The sequence below is a fragment of the Rhizobacter sp. SG703 genome, from assembly GCF_012275445.1.
In the GTDB taxonomy this organism is placed as follows: domain Bacteria; phylum Pseudomonadota; class Gammaproteobacteria; order Burkholderiales; family Burkholderiaceae_C; genus Rhizobacter.
Genome location: NZ_JAAZQK010000009.1, coordinates 190,393 through 212,693 on the forward strand (window position 1 = coordinate 190,393; position 22,301 = coordinate 212,693).

The following is a 22,301-nucleotide window of genomic DNA, read 5'->3' on the forward strand; positions in this document are numbered from 1 at the left end:
GGTCAGCGCTTCGCGACCCGCGAGCTCCGCTTCGCCGCCGGCCGGTGCGCCTTCGACGCGGTGCGCACCCCCGGCTTGCGCGCCGTCGTCGACTTGCTCGCGACGAACACGTACACCGTCTGCCCCGGCTTGAAGTTCGCGCCGACGGTCGTCTTGTTCCACAGCGCGACCTGCGCCGCGCTCACGCGGTAGCGCTGCGCGACCGTCGCCACGCTCTCGCGCTTGCCGGCCTTCAGCGCCATGCGGCGCAACGGCGGCGATTCGGACACCAGCGACATCATCGCGTTGTCGGCCAGGTGCTCCGACACATCGGTCAGCCGGCTTTCGGCGCGCGGCACCAGCAGCGTCGACCCGGCCCGCACCAGCATGCGCGGCGGGATGTTGTTGACCTCGCGCAGCTGCGCCTCGGTCATGCCGACCTGCCTGGCCGCATCGGCCGGACGCAGCGTGCGCGGCGCGACCCAGGCCGTCCAGGTGGCCAGCGGGCCGCGGTGCTCGCCGATGCTGCGCACGAACTGCGCCGCGTTGTCGTACGGCAGCAGCAGCTGCGGCGTGCCGGCCGCCAGGATCACCGGGCGGTTCATCTGCGGGTTCAGCGTCTGGAACTCGTCGTGCGACACGCCGGCCAGCCGCACCGCCAGCGCGACGTCGATGTCGCGCTCGATCGGCACGCTGAGGAAGTACGGGTGGTTGTCCAGCGACGGCAGCGTCAGCAGGTACTCCTCGGGGTGCAGCACGATGTTCTTCACCGCCTGCAGCTTGGGCACGTAGTACGCCGTCTCGTTCGGCATCTTCAGGCTGAGGTAGTCGGTCGGCTTGCCGGCGCGCCGGTTGCGCGCAATGGCGCGCTGCACGTTGCCCTCGCCCCAGTTGTACGCGGCGAGCGCGAGGTGCCAGTCGCCGAACATGTCGTGCAGCCGGGCCAGGTAGTCGAGCGCGGCGCGCGTCGAATCGAGCACCGAGCGGCGGTCGTCGCGGAACACGTTCTGCTTCAGCGAGAAGGTGTTGCCGGTGGCCGGCATGAACTGCCACATGCCCGAGGCCTTGGCCGATGACACCGCCTGCGGGTTGAACGCGCTCTCGACGAAAGGCAGCAGCGCCAGCTCGGTCGGCATGCCGCGGCGCTCGACCTCTTCGACGATGTGGAACAGGTAGCGGCTGCCGCGCTCGGTCATGCGCTGCACGTAGTCGGGCCGCGACGCATACCAGCGCTCGGCGGTGCGCACCTGGTCGGTGTCGAGGTCGGGCATCGCGTAGCCGTGGCGCAGCCGCGCCCACAGGTCGATGGTCGCGGTGGGCGCGTCCAGGTCGACCTTCTCTTCGGGGCGCAGCGGATCGATCGGCGGCGCGACGGCCGGGCCTTCGGCAACCGCGCTGTCCGGGGCCGAGGCGGCCGATGCCGCGGCGGCCGGCGCGCTGGCCGCGGCCGCGGCCGACGCCTCGGGGGCCGAAGCCGCCGAGGCCGCGCCGGCCACGCCGCCATCGGTGGTGGTCGCGCAGGCAGCCAGCAGGGTCAGCACGGCGAACAGGCCGAGGCCGCAGCCTCGTCGCACGGTGTGGGTCAAGGACAAGGACAGCGTCGAACTCAGGTCAATCATCAGAAGTTGTTTTTCCAGTGGCGCAGCGCAGCCAGCACGTCGACTTCGTCGTCGGGCCGGGCGCCGTGGGTGGCGGCGGCAGCGGCCACCTCGGGTTGCGCACAGCGCATGAAGGGATTGATGCGGCGCTCCTGCGCGATCGAACTCGGCAGCGTGGCGCGGCCGTCGGCGCGCATCGATTCGCAGCGCGCGGTGTAGTCGAGCAGGTCGGCGTTGTGCGGCTCGACGGCCCGCGCGAACTTCAGGTTCGACAGCGTGTACTCGTGCGCGCAGCACACCCGCGTGTCGCCGGGCAGCGCGGCCAGGCGCGACAGCGAACGGTGCATCTGCGCCGGCGTGCCCTCGAAGAGCCGCCCGCAGCCGCCGGAGAAGAGGGTGTCGCCGCAGAACAGGATCGGCGCATCGCCGTCGCGTGCCGGGCCGAAGTATGCGATGTGGCCGGCGGTGTGGCCCGGCACGTCGATCACGTCGAAGCGCTGGCCGAGCCAGTCGACGGCATCGCCATCGTGCAACGGGGTGAACGGGGTCGGGATCTTCTCGCGCGCCGGTCCGTAGACGGGACCTTGCAGCCGGGGCCGCAGCGCATCGACGCCGCCGACGTGGTCGCCATGGTGATGGGTCACTAGAATCGCCGACAGCTTCAGGCCCTGTGCGTCCAGCGCTCGCTCCACCGGTGCCGATTCCCCCGGATCGACGACGAGAGCCTGCCGGCCGTCGTGAAGCATCCAGATGTAGTTATCGGCGAAGGCTGGCAGGGCAAGCAGTTTCATGACACAAGTCGGCGGGATTATAGGTTTGGCACAGTGGCTGGAGAGCCCCCCGGGGCGCTACCTGCTGGCCTGGGAACAGGCCCAGACGGATCGAAGCGTGGCCGATGTGTTCGGATTTCACGCTTTGCAGCTCGGCATGACCGAACTCGACGGCCTGCGTGCCAACCGCATGCCGCACCGCTGGCTCGCCCTCGACGCGTACGGCGTGGACGCGCCAAGGCCGGTGGTGGAGGGCGATCCGGCCGCAGAAGTTCCCGCCGATCGCGTGGCCGTGGTGCTGCGCTGCGATTTCGATGCGCTGCCGTTCGATTCGCAAAGCCTCGACCTGGTCGTGCTGCCGCACACGCTGGAACTCGCCCGCGATCCGCACCTGGCGCTCGGCGAGGTCGAGCGCGTGCTGCGGCCCGAAGGGCGCATCGTGATCCTCGGCTTCAACCCGACCAGCCTGTGGGGGCTGCGCCAGCGGCTCGGCCGCCTGCTTCGCTACATCGGCTTCTCGCGCAACAAGCCGCTTTTCCTGCCGAGCGCCGGCGAGTTCCTCGGGTACTGGCGGCTGCGCGACTGGCTGCGGCTGTTGAGCTTCGAGGTGCAGGGCGGACGCTTCGGCTGTTATCGTCCGCCCCTCAAGACCGATGCGTGGCTGGCGCGCTATGGCTGGATCGAACGCATCGGCGAACGCTGGTGGCCGGTGCTCGGCAGCGTCTACCTGCTGGTGGCGGTGAAGCGCGTGCGCGGCATGCGGCTGGTCGGCCTGATCCGGCAGCAGCGCACCGCGGGCCAGCGCGCCGCGACGGTCGCGAGCCACCGTGCGCACCAGCAAGCCCAGCAGGGCGCCCATTCTTCTTCCGAGACCCCATGACCGACGCCTCTCCCGCCGCACCCGCCGACTCACCGCAGATCAAGCGCCCGCAGGTCCTCATCTACACCGACGGTGCCTGCAAGGGCAACCCCGGCCCCGGCGGCTGGGGCGCGTGGCTGCGCACCGGCGAGCACGAGAAGGAGATGTTCGGCGGCGAGCGCCAGACCACCAACAACCGCATGGAGCTGACGGCGGTGATCGAGGCGCTGGCGTCGTTGAAGCGCACCTGCGACGTGATCCTCTACACCGACAGCGAGTACGTGCGCAAAGGCATCACCGAGTGGATCCACGGCTGGAAGACGCGCGGCTGGAAGACCGCCGACAAGAAGCCGGTGAAGAACGCCGAGCTGTGGCAACGGCTCGACGGGCTGCGCAACCTGCACCACGTCGACTGGCGCTGGGTGAAGGGCCACGCGGGCGACCCGGGCAACGAGCGGGCGGATCAGCTCGCGAACAAGGGCGTCGAGAGCGTGAGGTGAGGTCCCGGATGCCAATCCGGGGGGCGTTCACACCAATCCGTCGAACGGCATGATCTCGACGACGCTGCCCGCCGGCACATCCCCTTGCTCGTGCGCCAGCACCACCAGCCCGTTCGCCTCGCTCATGCTGCGCAGCACGCCCGAGCCCTGCGAACCGGTGATCGCGACCTGCCACGTGCCGTCGGCCGCGCGCGACACGATGCCGCGCTGGTACTCGGTGCGCCCCGGCCGCTTGCGGATCGCCGCCGTGCAGCGCGCCTGCAGCATCGGCAGCGGCCGGACGGTGGCGCCCGACATCGCGAGCAGCGCGTCGCGCACGAAGGCGTAGAAGCCGATCATCACCGCGACCGGGTTGCCCGGCAGCCCGAACAGCACCGCCTCGCGGCCCTGGCTCGCGATGCGGCCCACCGCCATCGGCCGGCCCGGCCGCATCGCGATGCGCCAGAACAGCACCTCCCCGAGCCGCGCCATCACCGCGCGCGTGTGGTCGGCCTCGCCGACGCTGACGCCGCCGGAGGTGATCACCACGTCGGCGTTCTCGACCGCATGCCGCAACGCGGCCTCGAGCGCCGCAGGCTCGTCGCGCACGATGCCCAGGTCGAGCACCTCGACGCCGAGCCGCTGCAGCATGCCCCACAGCGTGTAGCGGTTGCTGTCGTAGACGCAGCCTTCGTCGAGCGCCTCGCCGACCGAGCGCAGCTCGTTGCCGGTGGAGAAGAAGGCCACGCGCGGGCGGCGCCGCACCGGCAGCTCGCCGCGGCCGAGCGACGCGACCAGGCCCAGGTCGGCCGGCCGCAGCGCGCGGCCGGCGTGCAGCGCGATGCTGCCGCGCGCCAGGTCTTCGCCGGCCAGCCGCCGGTTCGCGCCCGGCTTCACCGCGTCGGCCGGAACGGTGATGCGGTTGCCGTCGCGCTGCACCAGTTCTTGCGGCACGACGGTGTCGAGCCCGGGCGGCATCACCGCGCCGGTCATGATGCGGGCGCAGTGGCCGGCGTTGATGTCGTGCCCGACGAGCTGGCCCGCCAGGCCGATGCCGGCCACCGTCAGCACGGTGGCTTCGCCGGGCCGCAACTCGTCGCCGCGGAACGCATAGCCGTCCATCGCCGCGTTGTCCTGCGGCGGCACGGCGATCGTCGAGACGATGTCCTGCGCCAGCACGCGGCCCAGGCTCGAGCGCAGCGACAGGTGCTCCACCGCCTGCACGTGCGGCAGCATGCGCGCGATGAAGTCGCGCGCGACGTCGACCGGCAGGTCGTCGGCGTCGTAGCCTGGCAGCCCGAGGGCGAGGTCGTTCAGGGTCGGCATGGGGAGGGTCGTCAGCGCGGCGCCGTCGAGGTCGGCAGCGTCAGCGCCAGCGACATCAGGTCCTTGTCGTGGTAGACGCCGTCGACCTTGATGGCGCGCTTCAGTGTGCCGTAGCGCTCGAAGCCGGCGCCTTCGTAGAGCCGCACCGCGCGCCGGTTGCTCGACGTGACCGACAGCGTCAGCAGCTCGATGCCGTCGGCCGCCTGCGCCTGCTCGATGCACGCTGCCAGCAGCGCGCGGCCGATGCCGCGGCCGGCGGCCTGCGCCTGCACCATCATCCCGACGACGTGGCCGATGTGGCGCACCTTGCTGCGGCTCTCGCGCTCGCAGGTGAGGGCGCCCAGCAGCTCGCCGTCGTCCCAGGCGCCGAGCGTGAACTGCCCGCCGCCGACGTGGCCCAGCCCGAGTCGCGGCAGGTAGACCTCGGCCGGCTTGCGCGATTCGGTGAGCGCGTCGGACGTGAAGGCGTCGGGGAAGGCGTGCAGCATGCCGTCGCGCAAGGCCTTGTAGGCAGGCAGGTCGGCGACGCCGAGCGCACGGATCACCAGCAGCTCAGGGGCCGCGCGGCGTGCGGAGTCGGTCAAGGTCATCGAGGGTGTTGGCATTGGCGAAGGCCCCGGGTTCATCGAACACCGCCTCCGCGAGGCGGTGCTGTGCAGCCCAGGTGTGCACCCGGCGTTGGCCGGACTGCATGAACTCCCGCAGGCTGTTGGCAAGGCCGACCCGGATCAGGCAGAAGGTCGGCTCGGGCTGAAGGCTATCACCGTCGCGGCTCACCGCCATCGCGATCTCGGCATCGGCGGCGGTCATCGCGTCGGACAGGCGCACCACCAGGTCGAGCGGGAAGTGCGGGGTGTCGCACGGCACGCTGACCAGCAGCGGTGTCTCGCAATGCTGCAGGCCGGCCAGCATGCCGGCCAGCGGCCCGGCGTACTCGGGCAGCGCAGCGGGCAGGGCATCGGGCCAGACCGGCACGCCGAGCTGGCGATAGTCGTCGAGGTGGCGGTTCGCGCTGAGCATCGTGCGGCCGACCTGCGGCGCGAGCCGCTGCAGTGCATGCTGCGCGAGCGTGGCGCCGGCGAAGGCCTGCAGGCCCTTGTCCACCCCCCCCATGCGGCGACCTTGCCCGCCGGCCAGCACCAGCCCGGTGATCAGCGCCGGGTTCATCCGCCGATGTAGTGCATCTCGACGCGGCGCCCGGCCGGCGCGGACGACGGCTGCGCGCCGGCTTCGCTGCGCAGTTCGGAATAGCGGTCGGCGCGGCGGTTCCACACGCCGCCGATCGCCGCCGAGATCTCGGCATCGCTGCGGCCCTCGCGCAGCAGTGCGCGCAGGTCGTGGCCGCGGTTCGCGAACAGGCACAGGTAGAGCTTGCCCTCGGTCGACAGCCGCGCGCGGTTGCAGTCGCTGCAGAAGGCCTGCGTCACGCTCGAGATCACGCCGATCTCGCCGCCGCCGTCGGCATAGCGCCAGCGTTGCGCGGTCTCGCCCGTCTGCTGCGCATCGAGCGGCTGCAGCGGGAAGGCCGCGCCGACGCGCGCGACGACCTCGGCCGACGGCAGCACCTCGTCCATGCGCCAGCCGTTGGTGGCGCCGACGTCCATGTACTCGATGAAGCGCAGCACCACGCCGGTGTGCCGGAAGTGCCGCGCCATCGCGACGATCTGGTCGTCGTTGGTGCCGCGCTTGACCACCATGTTGACCTTGATCGGGCCGAGCCCGACGCGCTGCGCGGCATCGATGCCGGCCAGCACGTCGGCGACCGGGAAATCGGCGTCGTTCATGCGGCGGAACACCGAGTCGTCGAGCGCGTCGAGGCTGACGGTGATGCGCTGCAGCCCGGCATCCTTCAGCGCCTGCGCCTTGCGGGCGAGCACCGAGCCGTTGGTGGTCAGCGTCAGGTCGAGCGGGGTGCCGTCGACGGTGCGCAACGCGGCCAGCATCCCGACCAGGCGCTCCAGGTTCTTGCGCAGCAGCGGCTCGCCGCCGGTCAGGCGGATCTTGTGCGTGCCGTGCGCGACGAACACGCCGGCCAGCCGCGCGATCTCCTCGAAGCTCAGCAGCGAGCTGTGCGGCAGGAACTCGTAGTGCTTGTCGAAGACTTCCTTCGGCATGCAGTAGCTGCAGCGGAAGTTGCAGCGGTCGGTCACCGAGATGCGCAGGTCGCGCAGCGGTCGGCCGAGCGTGTCGGCCAGCAGGCCGGTCGGGGCCGTCGAATGCTGGGGCACCACCGGTACGCTGGACGCGTAGCGGAGGTCTGCCAGCGGGATCACTTTGTCGGCCATGGGCGGATTGTGCCCGGCCGGTATTTGTCGGATGGGCGTGGGGCGATTCGACCGCGCGTTCTGTTGATTCAGGCCTTGACGGCTTTCGCAGCGGGCTTGCGGCGGGTCTTGTGCGCGGCCTTGCGCGTCGCCGGCGGGCTGGCCGGCTTCATCACCTCGGGCACCGCGGCGGCGAGCGGTGCTGCCGCGGTGGTGGCGGCCGTCGCGACGTTGTCGACGACGGCGGTCACCGCGCGGCCGTCGGACAGCGATTCGACGGCGGTCGCTGCCGCGTCGACGGAAGCGGCCGCCGGTGCCTCGGCCTGCTCGGCCCGGCGGGCGCCGGTGAAGCGCTTGGCCCAGTAGGCGAAGCGCATGTCCTCGACCCGCACCTCGCCGCCGGGCTTCGGCGCATGGATGAACTTGCCTTCGCCGATGTAGATGCCGACGTGCGAGAAGGTGCGGCGCAGCGTGTTGAAGAACACCAGGTCGCCGGGCTTCAGATCATCGCGCTTGACGGCGAGCAGGCCCTTGGCCCGCGCCTGCTCGTCGGCTCGGCGCGGGAGCACCAGGCCCAGGCTGCTCTCGAAGATGTGGCGGGTGAAGCCGCTGCAGTCGAAGCCGGAATCGGCATCGTTGCCGCCGCGGCGGTAGCGCACGCCCAGGAAGTTCATCGCGGTCAGCACCATGTCGGACGCCTTCTGGCGGACGTGCTGCGTGAAGCTTTCGGGGGCGGCTGCGGGGGGAGTCGCGACGGGCGCTGCGGTGGCCGCAGCCGTCGGTTCGGCGGGCGGCGCTGCGGCTGGCGTGCTGGCGGCACCGCCCGGGGCGATCAGGCCCTTGTCGCTCAGCAGGCGGGTGATCTGGTCGGTGTCGGCCCAGGCGCTGCCGCTCGCGGCGGCCAGGGCCACCAGCGAAGCGCGCACGAAAAAGGAGACGGCCAACCGCAACATGGCGCGCAGCATAAAAGAGTCACCGGGCAGCGTCAACGCCAAAAGTCCTTTCAAAACCGGCACTTAGCACGTTCTTTTCAGGCTTTTCCTGGGTTGTTGCGGAGGTGTTTCTGTGGTGTAACCGAGGTATGGCTTCCTACCGAGATTTTCATGCGCGCTCGCTGGCCGACCGCGACGGCTTCTGGTCCGATCAGGCGGCCTTGATCGACTGGGAGCGGCCGTTCGAGCAGGTCTGCGATGCCAGTCACCCGCCGTTCGCGCGCTGGTTCGTCGGCGGACGGACCAACCTGTGCCACAACGCGGTCGACCGCCACCTGGCCGCGCGCGCCGACGAGCACGCGCTGATCTACGTCTCGAGCGAGACCGGCGACGAGCGGCGCTACAGCTTCCGCGAACTGCATGCCGAGGTGCAGCGCATGGCGGCGATCCTGCTGTCGCTCGGCGTGAAGCAGGGCGACCGCGTGCTGGTCTACCTGCCGATGATTCCGGAGGCGGCGTTCGCGATGCTGGCCTGCGCCCGCATCGGCGCGATCCATTCGGTGGTGTTCGGCGGCTTTGCCAGCGCGAGCCTGGCCAGCCGCATCGACGATGCGCAGCCGGCCTTGATCGTCAGCGCCGATGCCGGCAGCCGCGGCGGCAAGGTCATCGCGTACAAGCCGTTGCTCGACGAGGCGATGCGGCTGGCCGATCACAAGACGCCGCGCACGCTGATGATCGACCGCGGGCTCGCGCCGATGCAACTCGACACGCAGCGCGATGCGTCGTACGAAGCGCTGCGGGCCGAGCATTTCGACGCGGCCGTGCCCTGCACCTGGGTCGAGTCCACGCAGCCGAGCTATACGCTGTACACCAGCGGCACCACCGGCCGGCCCAAGGGCGTGCAGCGCGACACCGGCGGCTACGCGGTGGCCTTGGCCGCGAGCATGAAGCACATCTTCGAGGGGCGCGCCGGCGAGACCTTCTTCTGCACCAGCGACATCGGCTGGGTGGTCGGCCACAGCTACATCGTCTACGGGCCGTTGATCGCCGGGATGGCGACGCTGATGTACGAGGGGCTGCCGGTGCGACCGGACGCGGCGGTGTGGTGGCGCCTGGTCGAGACCTGCCGCGTCAGCGTGATGTTCAGTTCGCCGACCGCGGTGCGGGTGCTGAAGAAGCACGATGCCGCATTGCTGAAGCGGCACGACCTGTCGAGCCTGCGCGCGCTGTTCCTGGCCGGCGAGCCGCTCGACGAGCCGACCGCGCACTGGATCGCCGACGGCATCGGCAAGCCGGTCATCGACAACTACTGGCAGACGGAGACCGGCTGGCCGATCCTGACGATCGCGAACGGCGTGGAGCGGGCGTCGGGGCGCTTCGGCAGCCCGGGCGTCGCGATGTACGGCTACGACGTGCGGCTGGTCGACGAGCTGAGCGGGGAAGAGCTGACGCAGCCGAACCGGAAGGGCGTGCTGGTCATCGAGGGGCCGCTGCCGCCCGGCTGCATGCAGACGGTGTGGCGCGACGATGCGCGCTTCGTCGAGACCTACTGGAAGACGATTCCCGGGCGCATGGTCTACAGCACCTTCGACTGGGGCGTGCGCGACGAGGACGGCTACTACTTCATCCTCGGCCGGACCGACGACGTGATCAACGTGGCCGGGCACCGGCTGGGCACGCGCGAGATCGAGGAGAGCATCAGCAGCCACCCGGCGGTGGCCGAGGTGGCGGTGGTGGGCGTGGCCGACGCGCTGAAGGGCCAGGCGGCCATGGCCTTCGTCGTGCTGCGCGATGCGGGCTTGGCGGGCGACGAAGCCGGGCGGCTGCGGCTCGAGGGCGAGGTGATGAAGACGGTCGAGCAGGGGCTCGGCGCGATCGCGCGGCCGTCGCGCGTGCACGTCGTCAACGCGCTGCCGAAGACACGCTCCGGCAAGCTGCTGCGCCGCGCGATCCAGGCCGTCTGCGAGCACCGCGACCCGGGCGACCTGACGACGATCGAGGACCCGACCGCGCTGCAGCAGATCCGCGAGCGCGTGGATGTCCGTTCGCACTGAGCCTGTCGAAGGGCCCGCTCCCAGGGAGCCAGGGCTTCGACAGGCTCAGCCCGAACGGAGCGTCAGAGCACTTCCGACGCGAAATCGGCCAGCCGCGAACGTTCCCCGCGCGCCAGCGTCACGTGTCCCGAATGCGGCCAGCCCTTGAACCGGTCGACCGCGAAGGTGAGCCCGGAGCTGCCTTCGGTCAGGTACGGCGTGTCGATCTGCGCCAGGTTGCCCAGGCACACGATCTTCGTGCCGGGGCCGGCGCGGGTGATCAGCGTCTTCATCTGCTTGGGCGTCAGGTTCTGCGCCTCGTCGATGATGACGAACTTGTTCAGGAAGGTGCGCCCGCGCATGAAGTTCAGGCTCTTGATCTTGATCTTGCTGCGCACCAGGTCGTTGGTGGCCGCACGGCCCCATTCGCCGGCCGCACCGTCGGTCTTCGACAGCACCTCGAGGTTGTCGTCGAGCGCGCCCATCCACGGCGACATCTTTTCTTCCTCGGTGCCCGGCAGGAAGCCGATGTCCTCGCCCACCGGCACCGTCACGCGGGTCACGATGATCTCGGTGTAGCGGCGGTCGTCCATCACCTGCGACAGCCCGGCCGCCAGCGTCATCAGCGTCTTGCCGGTGCCGGCCGTGCCGGTCAGCGTGATGAAGTCGCAGTCGGGGTCCATCAGCAGGTTCAGCGCGAAGTTCTGCTCGCGGTTGCGCGCGGTGACGCCCCACACCGCATTCTTCTGGTGGGTGTATTCGCGCAGCGTGCGCAGTACCGCGGTCTTGCCGGTGATCTCGGTGACCTTGGCGTACAGCGGCGCGGCACCCGGGGCTTCGAGGTAGACGAACTGGTTGACGAGCAGCGCCGGCACCATCGGCCCGCTGATGCGGTAGTAGGTGAGGCCGCCCTGGTTCCAGCTCTCCATGGTCTTGCCATGGCGGTCCCAGAAATCGGCCGGCAGCGCCAGCACGCCGGTGTAGAGCAGGTCGCCGTCTTCGAGCGTCTTGTCGTTGGTGTAGTCCTCGGCGGCCAGGCCCAGCGCACGCGCCTTGATGCGCATGTTGATGTCCTTGGACACCAGCACCACCTCGCGGCCTTGCTGCTGGTCGCGCAGCGCCTGCACGACGCCCAGGATCTGGTTGTCGGCCTTGCCCTGCGGCAGCCCCTGCGGCAGCGTCACGTTGACCAGCGTGGTCTGGAAGAACAGCTTGCCGCCGGCCTCGCGGTGGCCGGTGCCCGCCAGCGGCAGGCCTTCGGCCATGTCGCGGCCGGGCTGGTCGGACAGGCCGCCGGCCAGCGCGTCGAGGTCGCGGCTCACCTGGCGTGCGTTGCGGGCGACTTCGGACATGCCTTTCTTGTGATCGTCGAGCTCTTCGAGCGTGATCATCGGCAGGTAGACGTCGTGTTCCTCGAAGCGGAACAGGCATGTCGGGTCGTGCATCAGCACGTTGGTATCGAGCACGAACAGCTTGGCCGGGCCGGTGCCGCGCGGCTTGCGCAGCTTCGGCTCGGGGGTCGGGCGGCGTGCCGCGGTGGCGACCGGTGCCGGGGCCGACGGCGGCATCACCGGCGCGATGGGCTTGGCCTTGGCCGTGACCACCGGCGCGGCTTCGCGCGGGGCATCGAACAGGTCGAGGACCGCCGGTGAAGCGGGGTCCTCGCTGCGTTTGTTCTGCGTGCGTTTGCCGGGTTTGGGAGCGGCCTGCGATTCGAAATCGGCGGGGGTGAGGAGGGCGGCGCGTTTGGCAGGCGGCTTGGGCAGTGGCATGGGTGTGTGTCAGGTGGGCTTGGAGGTCAGGTGGGGGAGGCGAGGGCAACAAAAAAGCCGCGCGGTTGCCCGAGCGGCTTGATGATGACTGGCTGTCTGAATTCACAACTCACAGGCATGACTCATTATGCACATCCACGACGACACCTCAACAAAACTCCCGCCGTCGTGGATTTCGCGGATCAGCCCGACTTCTTCAGGCCCTTGACCGCTTTCAGCACTTCGTCGACGTGGCCGGCGACCTTGAGGCCGCGCCATTCGACCCGCAGCACGCCTTCGGCGTCGATCAGGAAGGTGCTGCGCTCGATGCCCTTGACCTTCTTGCCGTACATGATCTTGTTCTTGACGACGCCGAACATGTGGCACAACTTCTCTTCGGTGTCGGCGATCAGCTCGAACGGCAGTTCGAGGTTCTGCTTGAACTTGTCGTGCGAACTCATGTTGTCGCGCGAGACGCCAAAAACCACCGCACCGGCCTTGACGAAATCCTTGTGCCGATCGCGAAACTGCATGGCCTCGGTGGTACAACCGGGCGTATTGTCCTTCGGGTAGAAGTAGAGAACGACGATCTGCCCCGCGAAGGCGGCGGGCGTGAACTTCACGCCACCGGTTGCGAGCGCTTCAAATTCCGGGAGGGGTTTGTTGAGGGCTGGCGTCATGAAGAATTCTGGGGAGTTGCGCCGCGGGAGGCGTAGCCGTTGATTATAAGGCCACGGCCATTGCGGTCCGGCGCGCCATCAACCGCCCAGCAGCAGGCCGACCACCGCGCGGCGCCCTTCCGAGACCAGCACGTTGTAGGTGCGACAGGCCGCCGCGGTGTCCATCGTTTCGATGCCGATGCGCTGGTCGATCAACGGGCGCAGCAGCGCCGGCGACGGGAAGCGGATGCGGTCCCCGCTGCCGAAGATCACCAACTCGGGCGACAGCGCCGCGATCGCACTGAAATGCTCGGCCGTCAGGTCTTCGAAGCGCTCGACACGCCATGGCACGACCTCGCCCTGCCACGGCACGACGATGCTCTGGCGATGCACGATGCCGTTGATCGAGACGGCGCCGGGGATCAGTCCGGAAACGGCGTTGACGCCTTCGATGCGGTCGGGCTGGAGTTTCATGGGTGCTGGAGGTGTCGGATGCGGGCGGCAGGACCGGTGAATTCTTCCATACCGCGCCCCCACCATCTGAAAACGAGATGTCGGCATATCCAACATAGATGGTGCAACCCCGGGCTTTTCGTTACCAACGGATCGTCACTCACGAATCGCCAGTGGAAGGGTTTCACATGTCGTCGAGCCTGCATGACGGGTTTGCAAGCCTGGTGCGCGCGGTGCACCGGCACCTCGACCTGACGATGCCGGTCGGCTGGACGGTCGAGGAAGGAAGGGCTGCACGCTCCGACATCGAAGTCGAAGGCGTCGCTTTTTCATTGCGCTACGACCCGCTGGTCGACCCGCGCCGCATGCGGATGCAGTGCGACCTCGGGCCGGTCGAAGCACCGCCCGTTCCCAGGCTGGAGGACCTGCTCAGGCGGATGCTGGAACTCAACTTCGTGCTGATGCTGCAGCAGCGCGGCACGACCCTCGGGATCGATCCGGATTCCGGTCGTGCCGTGTGCGTCATCGATGGCGATCTGGGAGCCGTCAAGGCCGACGCGCTCGTGTGCTCCCTGAGAGCCGCCGCCGAACTCGCGCTGCATTGGCGGCGCCACGGGTTGCTGGACGACAGTGTCCGGGACGGCGTCGGAACGCAGGAGGCGACGCATGCCGGTCTGCATTGTCACCAGCGCATCTGAGCGACGAAGGCCGCCATGCAGACACCAAGCGGAACTGCCCCTCGGGGGGGCCGGGCAGTCTCTCCTCTCGCGTCCTTCGGCTCTGCATTCAAGGAGCGGGCGGTCGACAACGCCAACTTGTCCGGCCGCTTGGAGAAAGAGGCCGAGCATTGGGGCCGCCTCCTCACCTTGATGGAAGGGCGGCGTGGATGCGATTCGACGCGTAGCGGCACGAAAGAAGCCGCCAAGGCCCGTGGCGTGCCCGAACCCTCGCAGACGCCGGGAGAGGCGCTGGTGCAGCGCCTGACGGATCTCTCGGGCAGCGGCATCAACTTCTCGAAAGGCTCGGGCAGAAGAAGCGTCAAGCGTGCCGTGTGCGAGGTGCTGGCGGCCGTTGCGGGACGCGACCAGAAAGAAGTGCTTGCCGAATTGCACCTGGCGGTGAAGGCCGTGCTCAAGGGCCAGCGCGATCTGAAGCTTCGTGGCGCGTTGGATTTTGCAAAAGAACATCTCGACGCGCTGGGCGTGCGCGACATGATGCCGGCGGGCTGCAGCACGAATCGTGCGCATGTGCTCAGCCAGGTCCGGTCGGAGCGATCGTACGGCGAGGGCAGGCGGCTCGGCCTCGGCCTGCTGACCCACGCGGCCTGCTGCGCGATGGAAGGACGCGGCGAGGAGTTGCGCACGGCGCTGAAGGCGCTCGCCGGGCTGTTCGATGAAAACAGGATGCCGACGGAATCGCTGGGCATGCTGTCGATCCAACTGCTGGTGCAGTGCCAGGTCGTGTCCCTCGCAAGCGGCAACGAGCTGTCGCCGGCCATCGTCCGGTCCGTGGCGTCTCTGCTGAAGCAATTCCGGGAACCGCTTCTTTCCCGCGTCGAAAGCGACATCGGTGCGATGCCGTTGGTCGACGCGGACGGCCTTCGCGAGGAGCCTTCCACCGAAGCTGCGTTGACGGTGCCATGGTTCGAGCGCCTGCCGTGGCTGCTGCGGTCTGCCCCGAACGGCCTGCGCGAGGGGGCTTCTCACCTGATTGCGCTGCTGATCGCGGGGTGGGCCATGAAATGTGCCTACGATGCCTTCGACTCTGCGGTCGATGGACAGGCTTGGCCGCAGGCGACGATCCTGGGCTTGACGGTCGGGCTGGCGTTCATCGGATTCGACCGGCTGTTCCAGAAATGCATCGTCGACCGGCAGGCTTTCCGCCTGCACACAGACCCGCAGCTCGGCCGCTACGCCGAGTCGAAATGCTTCAACCTGATGCGATGGACCTCGTTGATCCTGCCGTGGGTCCTGCCGATCAGCTTCTTCATGTTCGGCCTGGCGTCCTTCGATTCCGAGGCGATTTCGCAGGGCCATCCGGAACTCAACGACAGCGCGGCCTTCGAGCCCGAATCGCTGCACGCCGGTTCGTCGAACGCAAGCGAATGCGAGATCGCAGCGGCGATGGCGATGTCCGCCGAGCGCATCGAGCATGCATGGCGCTGCGCGCTGATACCGGTGCAGGCGCAGCTCACCGGCCTGGTCGCGCGCCCGTTGCGCGACCTGCTGCAGTCCGCCACGCGCAGCCGATGGACTTCCGGGCTCTCGTTGTGCCGCCGCATCATCAACGCGCAGGGCCGGGAGGAGTTCATCAAGCTGACGGACGACGAGCAATGGCGGGTGTGGCTGTTGCGCGATGTGCTCTATGCCGTCTCGTCGGTGGCCACGCTGGGGGTCGGACAGGTCTGGGGCAAGGACCTGATCTCGCTGATCCAGCTGAGGACATGCCTGGTTCACGAGGCGATCGGCATCGAGTTCAAGAGCGTCTATGGGCCGATGAACGAGACCTTCGACGGTTTCTGGCCCGACCTCGCGTGCAGGCTGGTGGCCTGGTGTCCTGCGCTGGTCGGGCTCGAGTCGCCATCGGACAGCCCGCTGGTCTGCACCGTGGACCGCCAGCCCTGCGTGCTGGAGGACGGGGGCTTGCAGAAGTTCCAGCGGCACTTCGTGCGAAACGCGTCGGCCCGGATCGCGACGGCGGCGGCCGGCAACGACGCCTTCGGTTCGCTGGCAACGCTGTGCAGCCGGCTGGGCCATCCCCGGCTCGAGGGGTTCTTCCTCGTCGTTGGGTCCCTGTTCAATGCCGCCACCGGCGGCGCTCGCGCACGCAGTGCCAACTACCTCGCCAATCCCGACGACTGCGCCCATCCGGACACGGTCACCCGGTTGGCCGAGGTGATCGCGACCGGGACGTCGTCGGCGAGCCTGACCCCGTTGACGCCGCGGGAGCGGGAGATTCGCGAGAACATGGAGAGGCGGCACGCGATCGTGAACACCTTCAAGAGCGGCGGCGACGACGATGGCGACGGCACGGGCATCGGCTTCACGCAAACGAGTGCGATCGACGAAGACTCCTGGCGCCAGGGGGACCATGCGGATGAAAGCTCGCAATGACCGGTCGCAACGCGGTGCTGTGCCAAAATTCCGCCCTCCTGACCCCTCGCCGGAGCCCCCGTTGAAACCCATTGCCAAGTCCAGCAAGCTTGCCAGCGTCTGCTACGACATCCGCGGGCCCGTGCTCGAGAAGGCCCGGCAGATGGAGGAAGAGGGCCAGAAGATCATCAAGCTGAACATCGGCAACCTCGCGGTGTTCGGCCTCGAGCCGCCGGACGAGATCGTGCAGGACATGATCCGCAACCTGCCGCATTCGGCCGGCTACACCGATTCGAAGGGCCTGTTCGCCCCGCGCAAGGCGGTGGTGCACTACTCGCAGGAAAAGAACATCGCCGGCGTCACCGTCGACGACGTCTACCTCGGCAACGGCGCGTCCGAGCTGATCGCGATGAGCATGAACGCGCTGCTCAACGATGGCGACGAGGTGCTGGTGCCTGCGCCCGACTACCCGCTGTGGACCGCGTCGGTGGCACTCTCGGGCGGCACCGCGGTGCACTACGTCTGCGACGAGCAGAGCGACTGGTACCCCGACATCGCCGACATCAAGGCGAAGATCACGCCGAACACCAAGGCCATCGTCGTGATCAACCCGAACAACCCGACCGGCGCGCTGTACCCCGACAGCCTGCTGCAGGAGATCGTCGAGGTCGCACGCCAGCACCAGTTGATCGTCTTCGCCGACGAGATCTACGACAAGACGCTGTACGACGGCAACACCCACACCAGCATCGCGTCGCTCGCGACCGACGTGCTGTTCGTCACCTTCAACGGCCTCAGCAAGAACTACCGCTCCTGCGGCTACCGTGCCGGCTGGATGATCGTCTCCGGCGAGAAGCGCCATGCGCGCGACTACATCGAGGGGCTGAACATGCTCGCGTCGATGCGCCTGTGCTCGAACACGCCCGGCCAGCTCGCGATCCAGACCGCGCTCGGCGGCTACCAGAGCATCAAGGACCTGGTCGCGCCTGGCGGCCGGCTGTGCCGCCAGCGCGACCTCGCGCACCAGCTGCTGACGCAGATCCCCGGCGTCAGCTGCGTGAAGCCGAAGGCGGCGCTGTACATGTTCCCGCGCCTCGACCCGAAGCTGTACCCGATCGCCGACGACCAGCAGTTCGCCTACGACCTGCTGGCCGACGAGAAGGTGCTGATCGTGCAGGGCACCGGCTTCAACTGGCTGCACCCCGATCACTTCCGGCTGGTGTTCCTGCCGAATTCCGACGACCTGTCCGACGCGATCGGCCGCATCGCGCGTTTCCTCGACCACTACCGCAAGCGTCATTCGCACTGATCCCTGTCGTTGCACCGATTCCTCAACCAGCCCATCGCGGGCGTTCTCGCACCATGAAGCCAATCCAAGTCGGTCTGCTCGGCCTCGGTACCGTCGGCAGCGGCACGTTCAACGTGCTGCAGCGCAATCAGGAGGAAATTCGGCGTCGCGCCGGCCGCAGCATTCAGATCACGATGGTGGCGGCCCGCAACGTCGAACGTGCGCGCGGCATCGTCGGCGATGCGGCCAGGGTGGTGGCCGATGCGCGCGAGGTCATCGCGAACCCGGCGATCGACATCGTCGTCGAGCTGATCGGCGGCTACGACGTCGCGAAGACGCTGGTGATGGAAGCCATCGCCGCCGGCAAGCACGTGGTCACCGCCAACAAGGCGCTGCTCGCGGTGCACGGCACCGAGATCTTCGCGGCCGCGCATGCGAAGGGCGTGATGGTCGCCTTCGAAGCCGCGGTGGCCGGCGGCATCCCGATCATCAAGTCGCTGCGCGAGGGCCTGTCGGCCAACCGCATCGAATGGATCGCCGGCATCATCAACGGCACCACCAACTTCATCCTGTCGGAGATGCGGGCCAAGGGCCTCGATTTCGACGCGGTGCTGAAGGAAGCGCAGCGCCTGGGCTATGCCGAGGCCGACCCGACGTTCGACATCGAAGGCGTCGACGCCGCGCACAAGCTGACCATCATGAGCGCGATCGCGTTCGGCACGCCGGTGCAATTCGAGCGCGCCCACATCGAGGGCATCACGAAGCTGCAGGCGGCCGACATCACCTATGCCGAGCAGCTCGGCTACCGCATCAAGCTGCTGGGCATCACGAAGCGGCGCGACGACCTCGGCCGCAACGCCGGCATCGAGCTGCGCGTGCACCCGACGCTGGTGCCGACCAAGCGGCTGATCGCCAACGTCGAAGGCGCGATGAACGCCGTCGTCGTGCACGGCGACGCGGTCGGCACGACGCTGTCGTACGGCAAGGGCGCGGGCTCCGAGCCGACCGCGTCGGCGGTCGTCGCCGACCTGGTCGACATCACGCGGCTGCACACCGCCGACCCGGACCACCGCGTGCCGCACCTGGCCTTCCAGCCGGACCAGCTCTCCGACACGCCGATCCTCGACATCGGGCAGGTCGTCACGTCGTTCTACCTGCGGCTTCAGGTGGCCGACCAGGCCGGCGTGCTGGCGCGCATCACCGGCATCCTGGCCGAGCACGCGATCTCGATCGACGCGCTGCTGCAACGTGAGTCTGCCGAAGGCGAAGCCCACACCGACGTGATCATCCTGACCCACGACACCGTCGAGGGCGAGATGAACAAGGCGCTGGCGCAGATGCAGGCGCTGCCGACGGTGCTGGCGCCGATCGTGCGCATCCGCAAGGAAGAGCTGTCGTGAAATACATCAGCACCCGTGGCGATGCTACCCAGCGCGGTTTCAGCGACATCCTGCTCGAAGGCCTCGCGCCCGACGGCGGGCTCTACCTGCCCACGCACTACCCGCAGGTCGATGCGCCGACGCTCGCGCGCTGGCGCGAGCTGCCGTACCACGAGCTGGCGTTCGAGATCCTGTCGCTCTACATCGACGACATTCCGGCCGCCGACCTGCGCCGCCTCGCGGCGAAGACCTACACCCCCGCGGTGTTCGGCAGCACCGAGATCGCGCCGATCACCGCGCTGCGCCCCGGCCTGTACCTGCAGGGCCTGTCGAACGGCCCGACGCTCGCGTTCAAGGACATGGCGATGCAGCTGCTCGGCAACCTGTTCGAGTACGAACTGGGCCGCCGCGGCGAGACGCTGAACATCCTCGGCGCGACCTCGGGCGACACCGGCAGCGCGGCCGAGTACGCGATGCGCGGCAAGCAGGGCATCAACGTCTTCATGCTGAGCCCGCACGGCCGCATGAGTCCGTTCCAGCAGGCGCAGATGTTCAGCCTGCAGGACGCCAACATCCACAACATCGCGATCGAAGGCGTGTTCGACGACTGCCAGGACATCGTCAAGGCGGTGTCCAACGACCTCGCGTTCAAGCGCGCTAACCGCATCGGCACCGTCAACTCGATCAACTGGGCGCGGCTGCTGGCGCAGGTGGTGTACTACTTCGCCGGCTGGCTCCAGGCCACGCGCGACGGCGCGAAGGAAGTCAGCTTCGCGGTGCCGTCGGGCAACTTCGGCAACATCTGCGCCGGCCATGTCGCGCGCAGCATGGGGCTGCCGATCCGGCAGCTGGTGCTGGCCACCAACGAGAACCGGGTGCTCGACGAGTTCTTCCGCAGCGGCACCTACCGGGTGCGCGCCGGCAGCGAGACCTTCGAGACCTCGAGCCCGTCGATGGACATCTCGAAGGCGTCGAACTTCGAGCGCTTCGTGTTCGACCTGCTGGGGCGCGACGGCGAGCGCACCCGCGCGTTGTTCAAGACCGCGCTCGAGCAGCACGGCCGCTTCGAGATCACGCCCGACGAGTTCGCGCGCATCGCCGGCTACGGCTTCGTGTCGGGCCACAGCACGCACGCCGACCGGCTCGCGACGATCCGCCTGGCGTTCGAGCGCTTCGGCGCGATGATCGACACCCACACCGCCGACGGGCTGAAGGTCGCGCTCGAGCACCTGGACCCGGCGGTGCCGATGATCGTGCTCGAGACCGCGCTGCCGGCCAAGTTCGCCGACACCATCGTCGAAGCGCTGAACCGCGAGCCGGCGCGGCCGTACCAGCTGCACGGCATCGAAGACCTGCCGAAGCGCTTCGTCGTGATGCCGGTCGATGCCGACGCGGTCAAGCAGTACATCGTCGCGCACCCGTGAACGTCATCGGCTTCAGCGGGTATTCGGGCGCCGGCAAGACCACGCTGGTCGAGCAGCTGATCCCGCTGCTGCGCGCGGCCGGCCAGCGGGTGTCGGTGGTCAAGCATGCGCACCACGATTTCGACATCGACCAGCCGGGCAAGGATTCGTACCGCCACCGCCAGGCCGGCGCGTTCGAGATCGTGATCGCCTCCGACCGGCGGCTGGCCAAGATCCGCGAGTACGAGCAGCTGGCCGAGCCGACGGTGCACCAGCTGATCGCCGAGCTGGTCGACTGCGACTGGGTGCTGGTCGAAGGCTTCAAGCATGCCGACCTGCCGAAGATCGAGGTCTGGCGCGCGGCCACCGGCAAGCAGGCGAACTACCCGACCGATCCGTTCATCGTCGCGATCGCGACCGACAGCGCCGATCGCCTGCCCGAGCCGACCTCGCGCCCGGTGCTCGACCTGAATGACCCCGCGGCGGCAGCCGCTTTCCTGCTGGCCGATGCTTCGCGCTATGACTACCAGCCTCCCGCTTTCCCCTGAACGTCCGGCGCCTGCGCGTTCGCCGCTGCTGTCGCTCGACGACGCGCTGGCGCGCCTGCTGGCCGCGGTGCAGCCGCTGCCGGCCGCCGAGGCCGAAAGCCTGTCGACCTTCGACGCGCTCGGCCGCGTGCTGGCCGCCGACGTGCACGCGCAGCTCGACGTGCCTCCGCTCGACAACACCGCGATGGACGGCTATGCGCTGCGCAGCGCCGACGTGCCGGCGGCCGGCGCGCTGCTGCCGGTGAGCCAGCGCATTCCGGCCGGCAGCCTGCCGCCCGCGTTGCAGCCGGGCAGCGCGGCGCGCATCTTCACCGGCGCACCGATCCCGCCCGGTGCCGATGCGGTCGTGATGCAGGAGCAGTGCGAGGCCGTCGGCAGCGAGGTGCGCATCAACGAGGTGCCGAAGGCCGGCCAGTGGGTGCGCCGCCGCGGCGAGGACGTGCGGCACGGCAGCGTCGTGCTGACGCAGGGCCAGCGGCTGACTCCGCAGGCGCTCGGCATGGCCGCCTCGGTCGGCGCGGCGACGCTGTCGGTGATGCGCCGGCCGCGCGTCGCGCTGTTCTCCACCGGCGACGAGCTGGTGATGCCGGGCGAGCCGCTGCGCCCCGGCGCGATCTACAACTCCAACCGCTACACGCTGCGGGCGCTGATCCAGGCGCTGGGCGGCGACGTGACCGACCTCGGCATCGTGCCCGACCGGCTCGACGCGACGCGCGATGCGCTGATGCGGGCGGCGCAAGGCCACGACCTGATCGTCACCAGCGGCGGCGTGTCGGTCGGCGAAGAAGACCACCTGCGCCCGGCGGTGCAGGCCGAAGGGCAGCTCGACCTGTGGCAGATCGCGGTCAAGCCGGGCAAGCCGCTGGCGTTCGGCAGCGTGCGCCGCGGCGATGCCACCGCGGCCTGGTTCATCGGGCTGCCGGGCAACCCGGTGTCGAGCTTCATCACCTTCCTGCTGGCGGTGCGCCCGGTGCTGCTGCGGCTGCAGGGCGCCGCGGCCGGGATGCCGCACGGGTTGCCGATGCGGGCCGACTTCGCCTGGCCGAAGCCCGACCGGCGGCGCGAGTTCCTGCGCGTGCGCCGCAATGCGCAGGGCGGGCTGGACCTGTTCGCGAACCAGGGCTCGGGCGTGCTGAGCTCGGCGGTGTGGGGCGACGGCATCGTCGACAACCCGCCCGGCCAGGCCGTCGCGGCCGGCGACACGGTGCGCTACGTGCCGTTCTCGGAGTGGCTCGCATGAAGCTGCGCATCCGCTATTTCGCATCGCTGCGCGAGGCGCTGGGCAGCGGCGAGTCGCTGGAGCTGCCGGCCGGTGCCGACGTGGCGGCGGCGCGCGATGCGCTGATCGCCCGCAGCGAGCGCCACGCCGCGGCGCTGGCACGCACGCGGGCCTTGCGTTGCGCGCTCGACCAGGCGCTGTGCGATGAAGCCGCAGTGCTGCACGACGACGCCGAACTGGCGTTCTTCCCGCCGGTGACCGGAGGCTGA

Annotated in this window: 20 protein-coding genes and 1 pseudogene; 11 read left to right on the forward strand and 10 right to left on the reverse strand. The window is 69.1% G+C overall.

The window, feature by feature from the left end; translation table 11 throughout:
* Positions 1 to 2: 2 nt before the first annotated feature.
* Positions 3 to 1,598: a transglycosylase SLT domain-containing protein gene (locus FHT26_RS20215; RefSeq protein ID WP_168561897.1), complete on the reverse strand. Its 1,596-nt coding sequence runs from the start codon at positions 1,596 to 1,598 to the stop codon at positions 3 to 5.
* A complete protein-coding gene (gene gloB, locus FHT26_RS20220; protein ID WP_168561898.1) occupies positions 1,598 to 2,368 on the reverse strand; it encodes a hydroxyacylglutathione hydrolase in 771 nt (256 codons plus the stop codon). Before gloB ends, FHT26_RS20215 begins: the two co-directional genes overlap by 1 nt.
* Between gloB and FHT26_RS20225 the strand changes: the two genes are divergently transcribed.
* On the forward strand, positions 2,367 to 3,227 hold the full coding sequence (locus tag FHT26_RS20225; protein WP_168561899.1) for a class I SAM-dependent methyltransferase: 861 nt from the start codon (positions 2,367 to 2,369) through the stop codon (positions 3,225 to 3,227). The genes gloB and FHT26_RS20225 overlap by 2 nt on opposite strands.
* Positions 3,224 to 3,706, forward strand: coding sequence for a ribonuclease HI (rnhA, locus tag FHT26_RS20230; RefSeq protein ID WP_168561900.1), 483 nt, complete (start codon positions 3,224 to 3,226; stop codon positions 3,704 to 3,706). Before FHT26_RS20225 ends, rnhA begins: the two co-directional genes overlap by 4 nt.
* Positions 3,707 to 3,733: 27 nt before the next feature.
* Here the strand turns inward: rnhA and moeA are convergent, their stop codons facing one another.
* The 5 genes and pseudogenes from moeA to FHT26_RS20255 form a co-directional block, all read right to left on the reverse strand.
* On the reverse strand, positions 3,734 to 5,011 hold the full coding sequence (gene moeA, locus FHT26_RS20235; protein ID WP_168561901.1) for a molybdopterin molybdotransferase MoeA: 1,278 nt from the start codon (positions 5,009 to 5,011) through the stop codon (positions 3,734 to 3,736).
* Between the two features lie 11 nt (positions 5,012 to 5,022).
* On the reverse strand, positions 5,023 to 5,601 hold the full coding sequence (locus tag FHT26_RS20240; RefSeq protein ID WP_168561902.1) for a GNAT family N-acetyltransferase: 579 nt from the start codon (positions 5,599 to 5,601) through the stop codon (positions 5,023 to 5,025).
* Positions 5,564 to 6,178, reverse strand: a complete 615-nt coding sequence (gene mobA / locus FHT26_RS20245) for a molybdenum cofactor guanylyltransferase MobA (RefSeq protein WP_168561903.1) — start codon at positions 6,176 to 6,178, stop codon at positions 5,564 to 5,566. The genes FHT26_RS20240 and mobA overlap by 38 nt, the downstream gene beginning before the upstream one ends.
* On the reverse strand, positions 6,175 to 7,296 hold the full coding sequence (gene moaA, locus FHT26_RS20250; RefSeq protein ID WP_168561904.1) for a GTP 3',8-cyclase MoaA: 1,122 nt from the start codon (positions 7,294 to 7,296) through the stop codon (positions 6,175 to 6,177). The genes mobA and moaA overlap by 4 nt, the downstream gene beginning before the upstream one ends.
* A 278-nt stretch (positions 7,297 to 7,574) precedes the next feature.
* A pseudogene (locus FHT26_RS20255) lies at positions 7,575 to 8,228 on the reverse strand (C40 family peptidase); the annotation flags it as partial.
* Positions 8,229 to 8,356: 128 nt separating this feature from the next.
* Here FHT26_RS20255 and FHT26_RS20260 point away from each other — a divergent pair.
* Complete coding sequence (locus tag FHT26_RS20260; protein WP_168561906.1) at positions 8,357 to 10,261, forward strand: propionate--CoA ligase; 1,905 nt, start codon at positions 8,357 to 8,359, stop codon at positions 10,259 to 10,261.
* Between the two features lie 62 nt (positions 10,262 to 10,323).
* On the opposite strand, the gene FHT26_RS20265 is transcribed toward FHT26_RS20260, so the two are convergent.
* The 3 genes from FHT26_RS20265 to FHT26_RS20275 all read right to left on the reverse strand — a co-directional run bounded on the left by FHT26_RS20265 (position 10,324) and on the right by FHT26_RS20275 (position 13,124).
* Positions 10,324 to 12,012: a PhoH family protein gene (locus FHT26_RS20265; RefSeq protein ID WP_168561907.1), complete on the reverse strand. Its 1,689-nt coding sequence runs from the start codon at positions 12,010 to 12,012 to the stop codon at positions 10,324 to 10,326.
* Between the two features lie 182 nt (positions 12,013 to 12,194).
* A complete protein-coding gene (locus tag FHT26_RS20270) occupies positions 12,195 to 12,671 on the reverse strand; it encodes a peroxiredoxin (RefSeq protein WP_168561908.1) in 477 nt (158 codons plus the stop codon).
* Positions 12,672 to 12,749: 78 nt separating this feature from the next.
* Complete coding sequence (locus FHT26_RS20275; RefSeq protein WP_168561909.1) at positions 12,750 to 13,124, reverse strand: Mth938-like domain-containing protein; 375 nt, start codon at positions 13,122 to 13,124, stop codon at positions 12,750 to 12,752.
* 167 nt (positions 13,125 to 13,291) lie between these two features.
* On the opposite strand from FHT26_RS20275, the gene FHT26_RS20280 reads away from it, so the two are divergent.
* The 8 genes from FHT26_RS20280 (at position 13,292) to FHT26_RS20315 (ending at position 22,301) form a co-directional block, all read left to right on the forward strand.
* Complete coding sequence (locus FHT26_RS20280; RefSeq protein WP_168561910.1) at positions 13,292 to 13,801, forward strand: CesT family type III secretion system chaperone; 510 nt, start codon at positions 13,292 to 13,294, stop codon at positions 13,799 to 13,801.
* Positions 13,802 to 13,918: 117 nt separating this feature from the next.
* Complete coding sequence (locus tag FHT26_RS20285) at positions 13,919 to 16,216, forward strand: hypothetical protein (RefSeq protein WP_168561911.1); 2,298 nt, start codon at positions 13,919 to 13,921, stop codon at positions 16,214 to 16,216.
* A 61-nt stretch (positions 16,217 to 16,277) separates the two neighbouring features.
* Positions 16,278 to 17,504 (forward strand): pyridoxal phosphate-dependent aminotransferase, encoded by a 1,227-nt coding sequence (locus tag FHT26_RS20290; RefSeq protein WP_168561912.1) that lies wholly within the window; start codon positions 16,278 to 16,280, stop codon positions 17,502 to 17,504.
* 53 nt (positions 17,505 to 17,557) lie between these two features.
* Positions 17,558 to 18,883: a homoserine dehydrogenase gene (locus FHT26_RS20295; protein WP_168561913.1), complete on the forward strand. Its 1,326-nt coding sequence runs from the start codon at positions 17,558 to 17,560 to the stop codon at positions 18,881 to 18,883.
* A complete protein-coding gene (gene thrC, locus FHT26_RS20300) occupies positions 18,880 to 20,286 on the forward strand; it encodes a threonine synthase (protein ID WP_168561914.1) in 1,407 nt (468 codons plus the stop codon). Before FHT26_RS20295 ends, thrC begins: the two co-directional genes overlap by 4 nt.
* The gene (gene mobB / locus FHT26_RS20305) at positions 20,283 to 20,813 is read left to right on the forward strand and encodes a molybdopterin-guanine dinucleotide biosynthesis protein B (protein ID WP_056814465.1); all 531 of its coding nucleotides are present in this window, start codon (positions 20,283 to 20,285) and stop codon (positions 20,811 to 20,813) included. Before thrC ends, mobB begins: the two co-directional genes overlap by 4 nt.
* Complete coding sequence (locus tag FHT26_RS20310) at positions 20,785 to 22,053, forward strand: molybdopterin molybdotransferase MoeA (RefSeq protein ID WP_168561915.1); 1,269 nt, start codon at positions 20,785 to 20,787, stop codon at positions 22,051 to 22,053. Before mobB ends, FHT26_RS20310 begins: the two co-directional genes overlap by 29 nt.
* The gene (locus FHT26_RS20315; RefSeq protein ID WP_168561916.1) at positions 22,050 to 22,301 is read left to right on the forward strand and encodes a MoaD/ThiS family protein; all 252 of its coding nucleotides are present in this window, start codon (positions 22,050 to 22,052) and stop codon (positions 22,299 to 22,301) included. The genes FHT26_RS20310 and FHT26_RS20315 overlap by 4 nt, the downstream gene beginning before the upstream one ends.

Coding starts and splice junctions, on each gene's coding strand:
- FHT26_RS20215 (WP_168561897.1), bottom strand. CDS start 1,598: ATGATTGACCTGAGTTCGACGCTGTCCTTGTCCTTGACCCACACCGTG.
- FHT26_RS20225 (WP_168561899.1), top strand. CDS start 2,367: ATGACACAAGTCGGCGGGATTATAGGTTTGGCACAGTGGCTGGAGAGC.
- gloB (WP_168561898.1), bottom strand. CDS start 2,368: ATGAAACTGCTTGCCCTGCCAGCCTTCGCCGATAACTACATCTGGATG.
- rnhA (WP_168561900.1), top strand. CDS start 3,224: ATGACCGACGCCTCTCCCGCCGCACCCGCCGACTCACCGCAGATCAAG.
- moeA (WP_168561901.1), bottom strand. CDS start 5,011: ATGCCGACCCTGAACGACCTCGCCCTCGGGCTGCCAGGCTACGACGCC.
- FHT26_RS20240 (WP_168561902.1), bottom strand. CDS start 5,601: ATGACCTTGACCGACTCCGCACGCCGCGCGGCCCCTGAGCTGCTGGTG.
- mobA (WP_168561903.1), bottom strand. CDS start 6,178: ATGAACCCGGCGCTGATCACCGGGCTGGTGCTGGCCGGCGGGCAAGGT.
- moaA (WP_168561904.1), bottom strand. CDS start 7,296: ATGGCCGACAAAGTGATCCCGCTGGCAGACCTCCGCTACGCGTCCAGC.
- FHT26_RS20260 (WP_168561906.1), top strand. CDS start 8,357: ATGGCTTCCTACCGAGATTTTCATGCGCGCTCGCTGGCCGACCGCGAC.
- FHT26_RS20265 (WP_168561907.1), bottom strand. CDS start 12,012: ATGCCACTGCCCAAGCCGCCTGCCAAACGCGCCGCCCTCCTCACCCCC.
- FHT26_RS20270 (WP_168561908.1), bottom strand. CDS start 12,671: ATGACGCCAGCCCTCAACAAACCCCTCCCGGAATTTGAAGCGCTCGCA.
- FHT26_RS20275 (WP_168561909.1), bottom strand. CDS start 13,124: ATGAAACTCCAGCCCGACCGCATCGAAGGCGTCAACGCCGTTTCCGGA.
- FHT26_RS20280 (WP_168561910.1), top strand. CDS start 13,292: ATGTCGTCGAGCCTGCATGACGGGTTTGCAAGCCTGGTGCGCGCGGTG.
- FHT26_RS20295 (WP_168561913.1), top strand. CDS start 17,558: ATGAAGCCAATCCAAGTCGGTCTGCTCGGCCTCGGTACCGTCGGCAGC.
- FHT26_RS20310 (WP_168561915.1), top strand. CDS start 20,785: ATGACTACCAGCCTCCCGCTTTCCCCTGAACGTCCGGCGCCTGCGCGT.
- FHT26_RS20315 (WP_168561916.1), top strand. CDS start 22,050: ATGAAGCTGCGCATCCGCTATTTCGCATCGCTGCGCGAGGCGCTGGGC.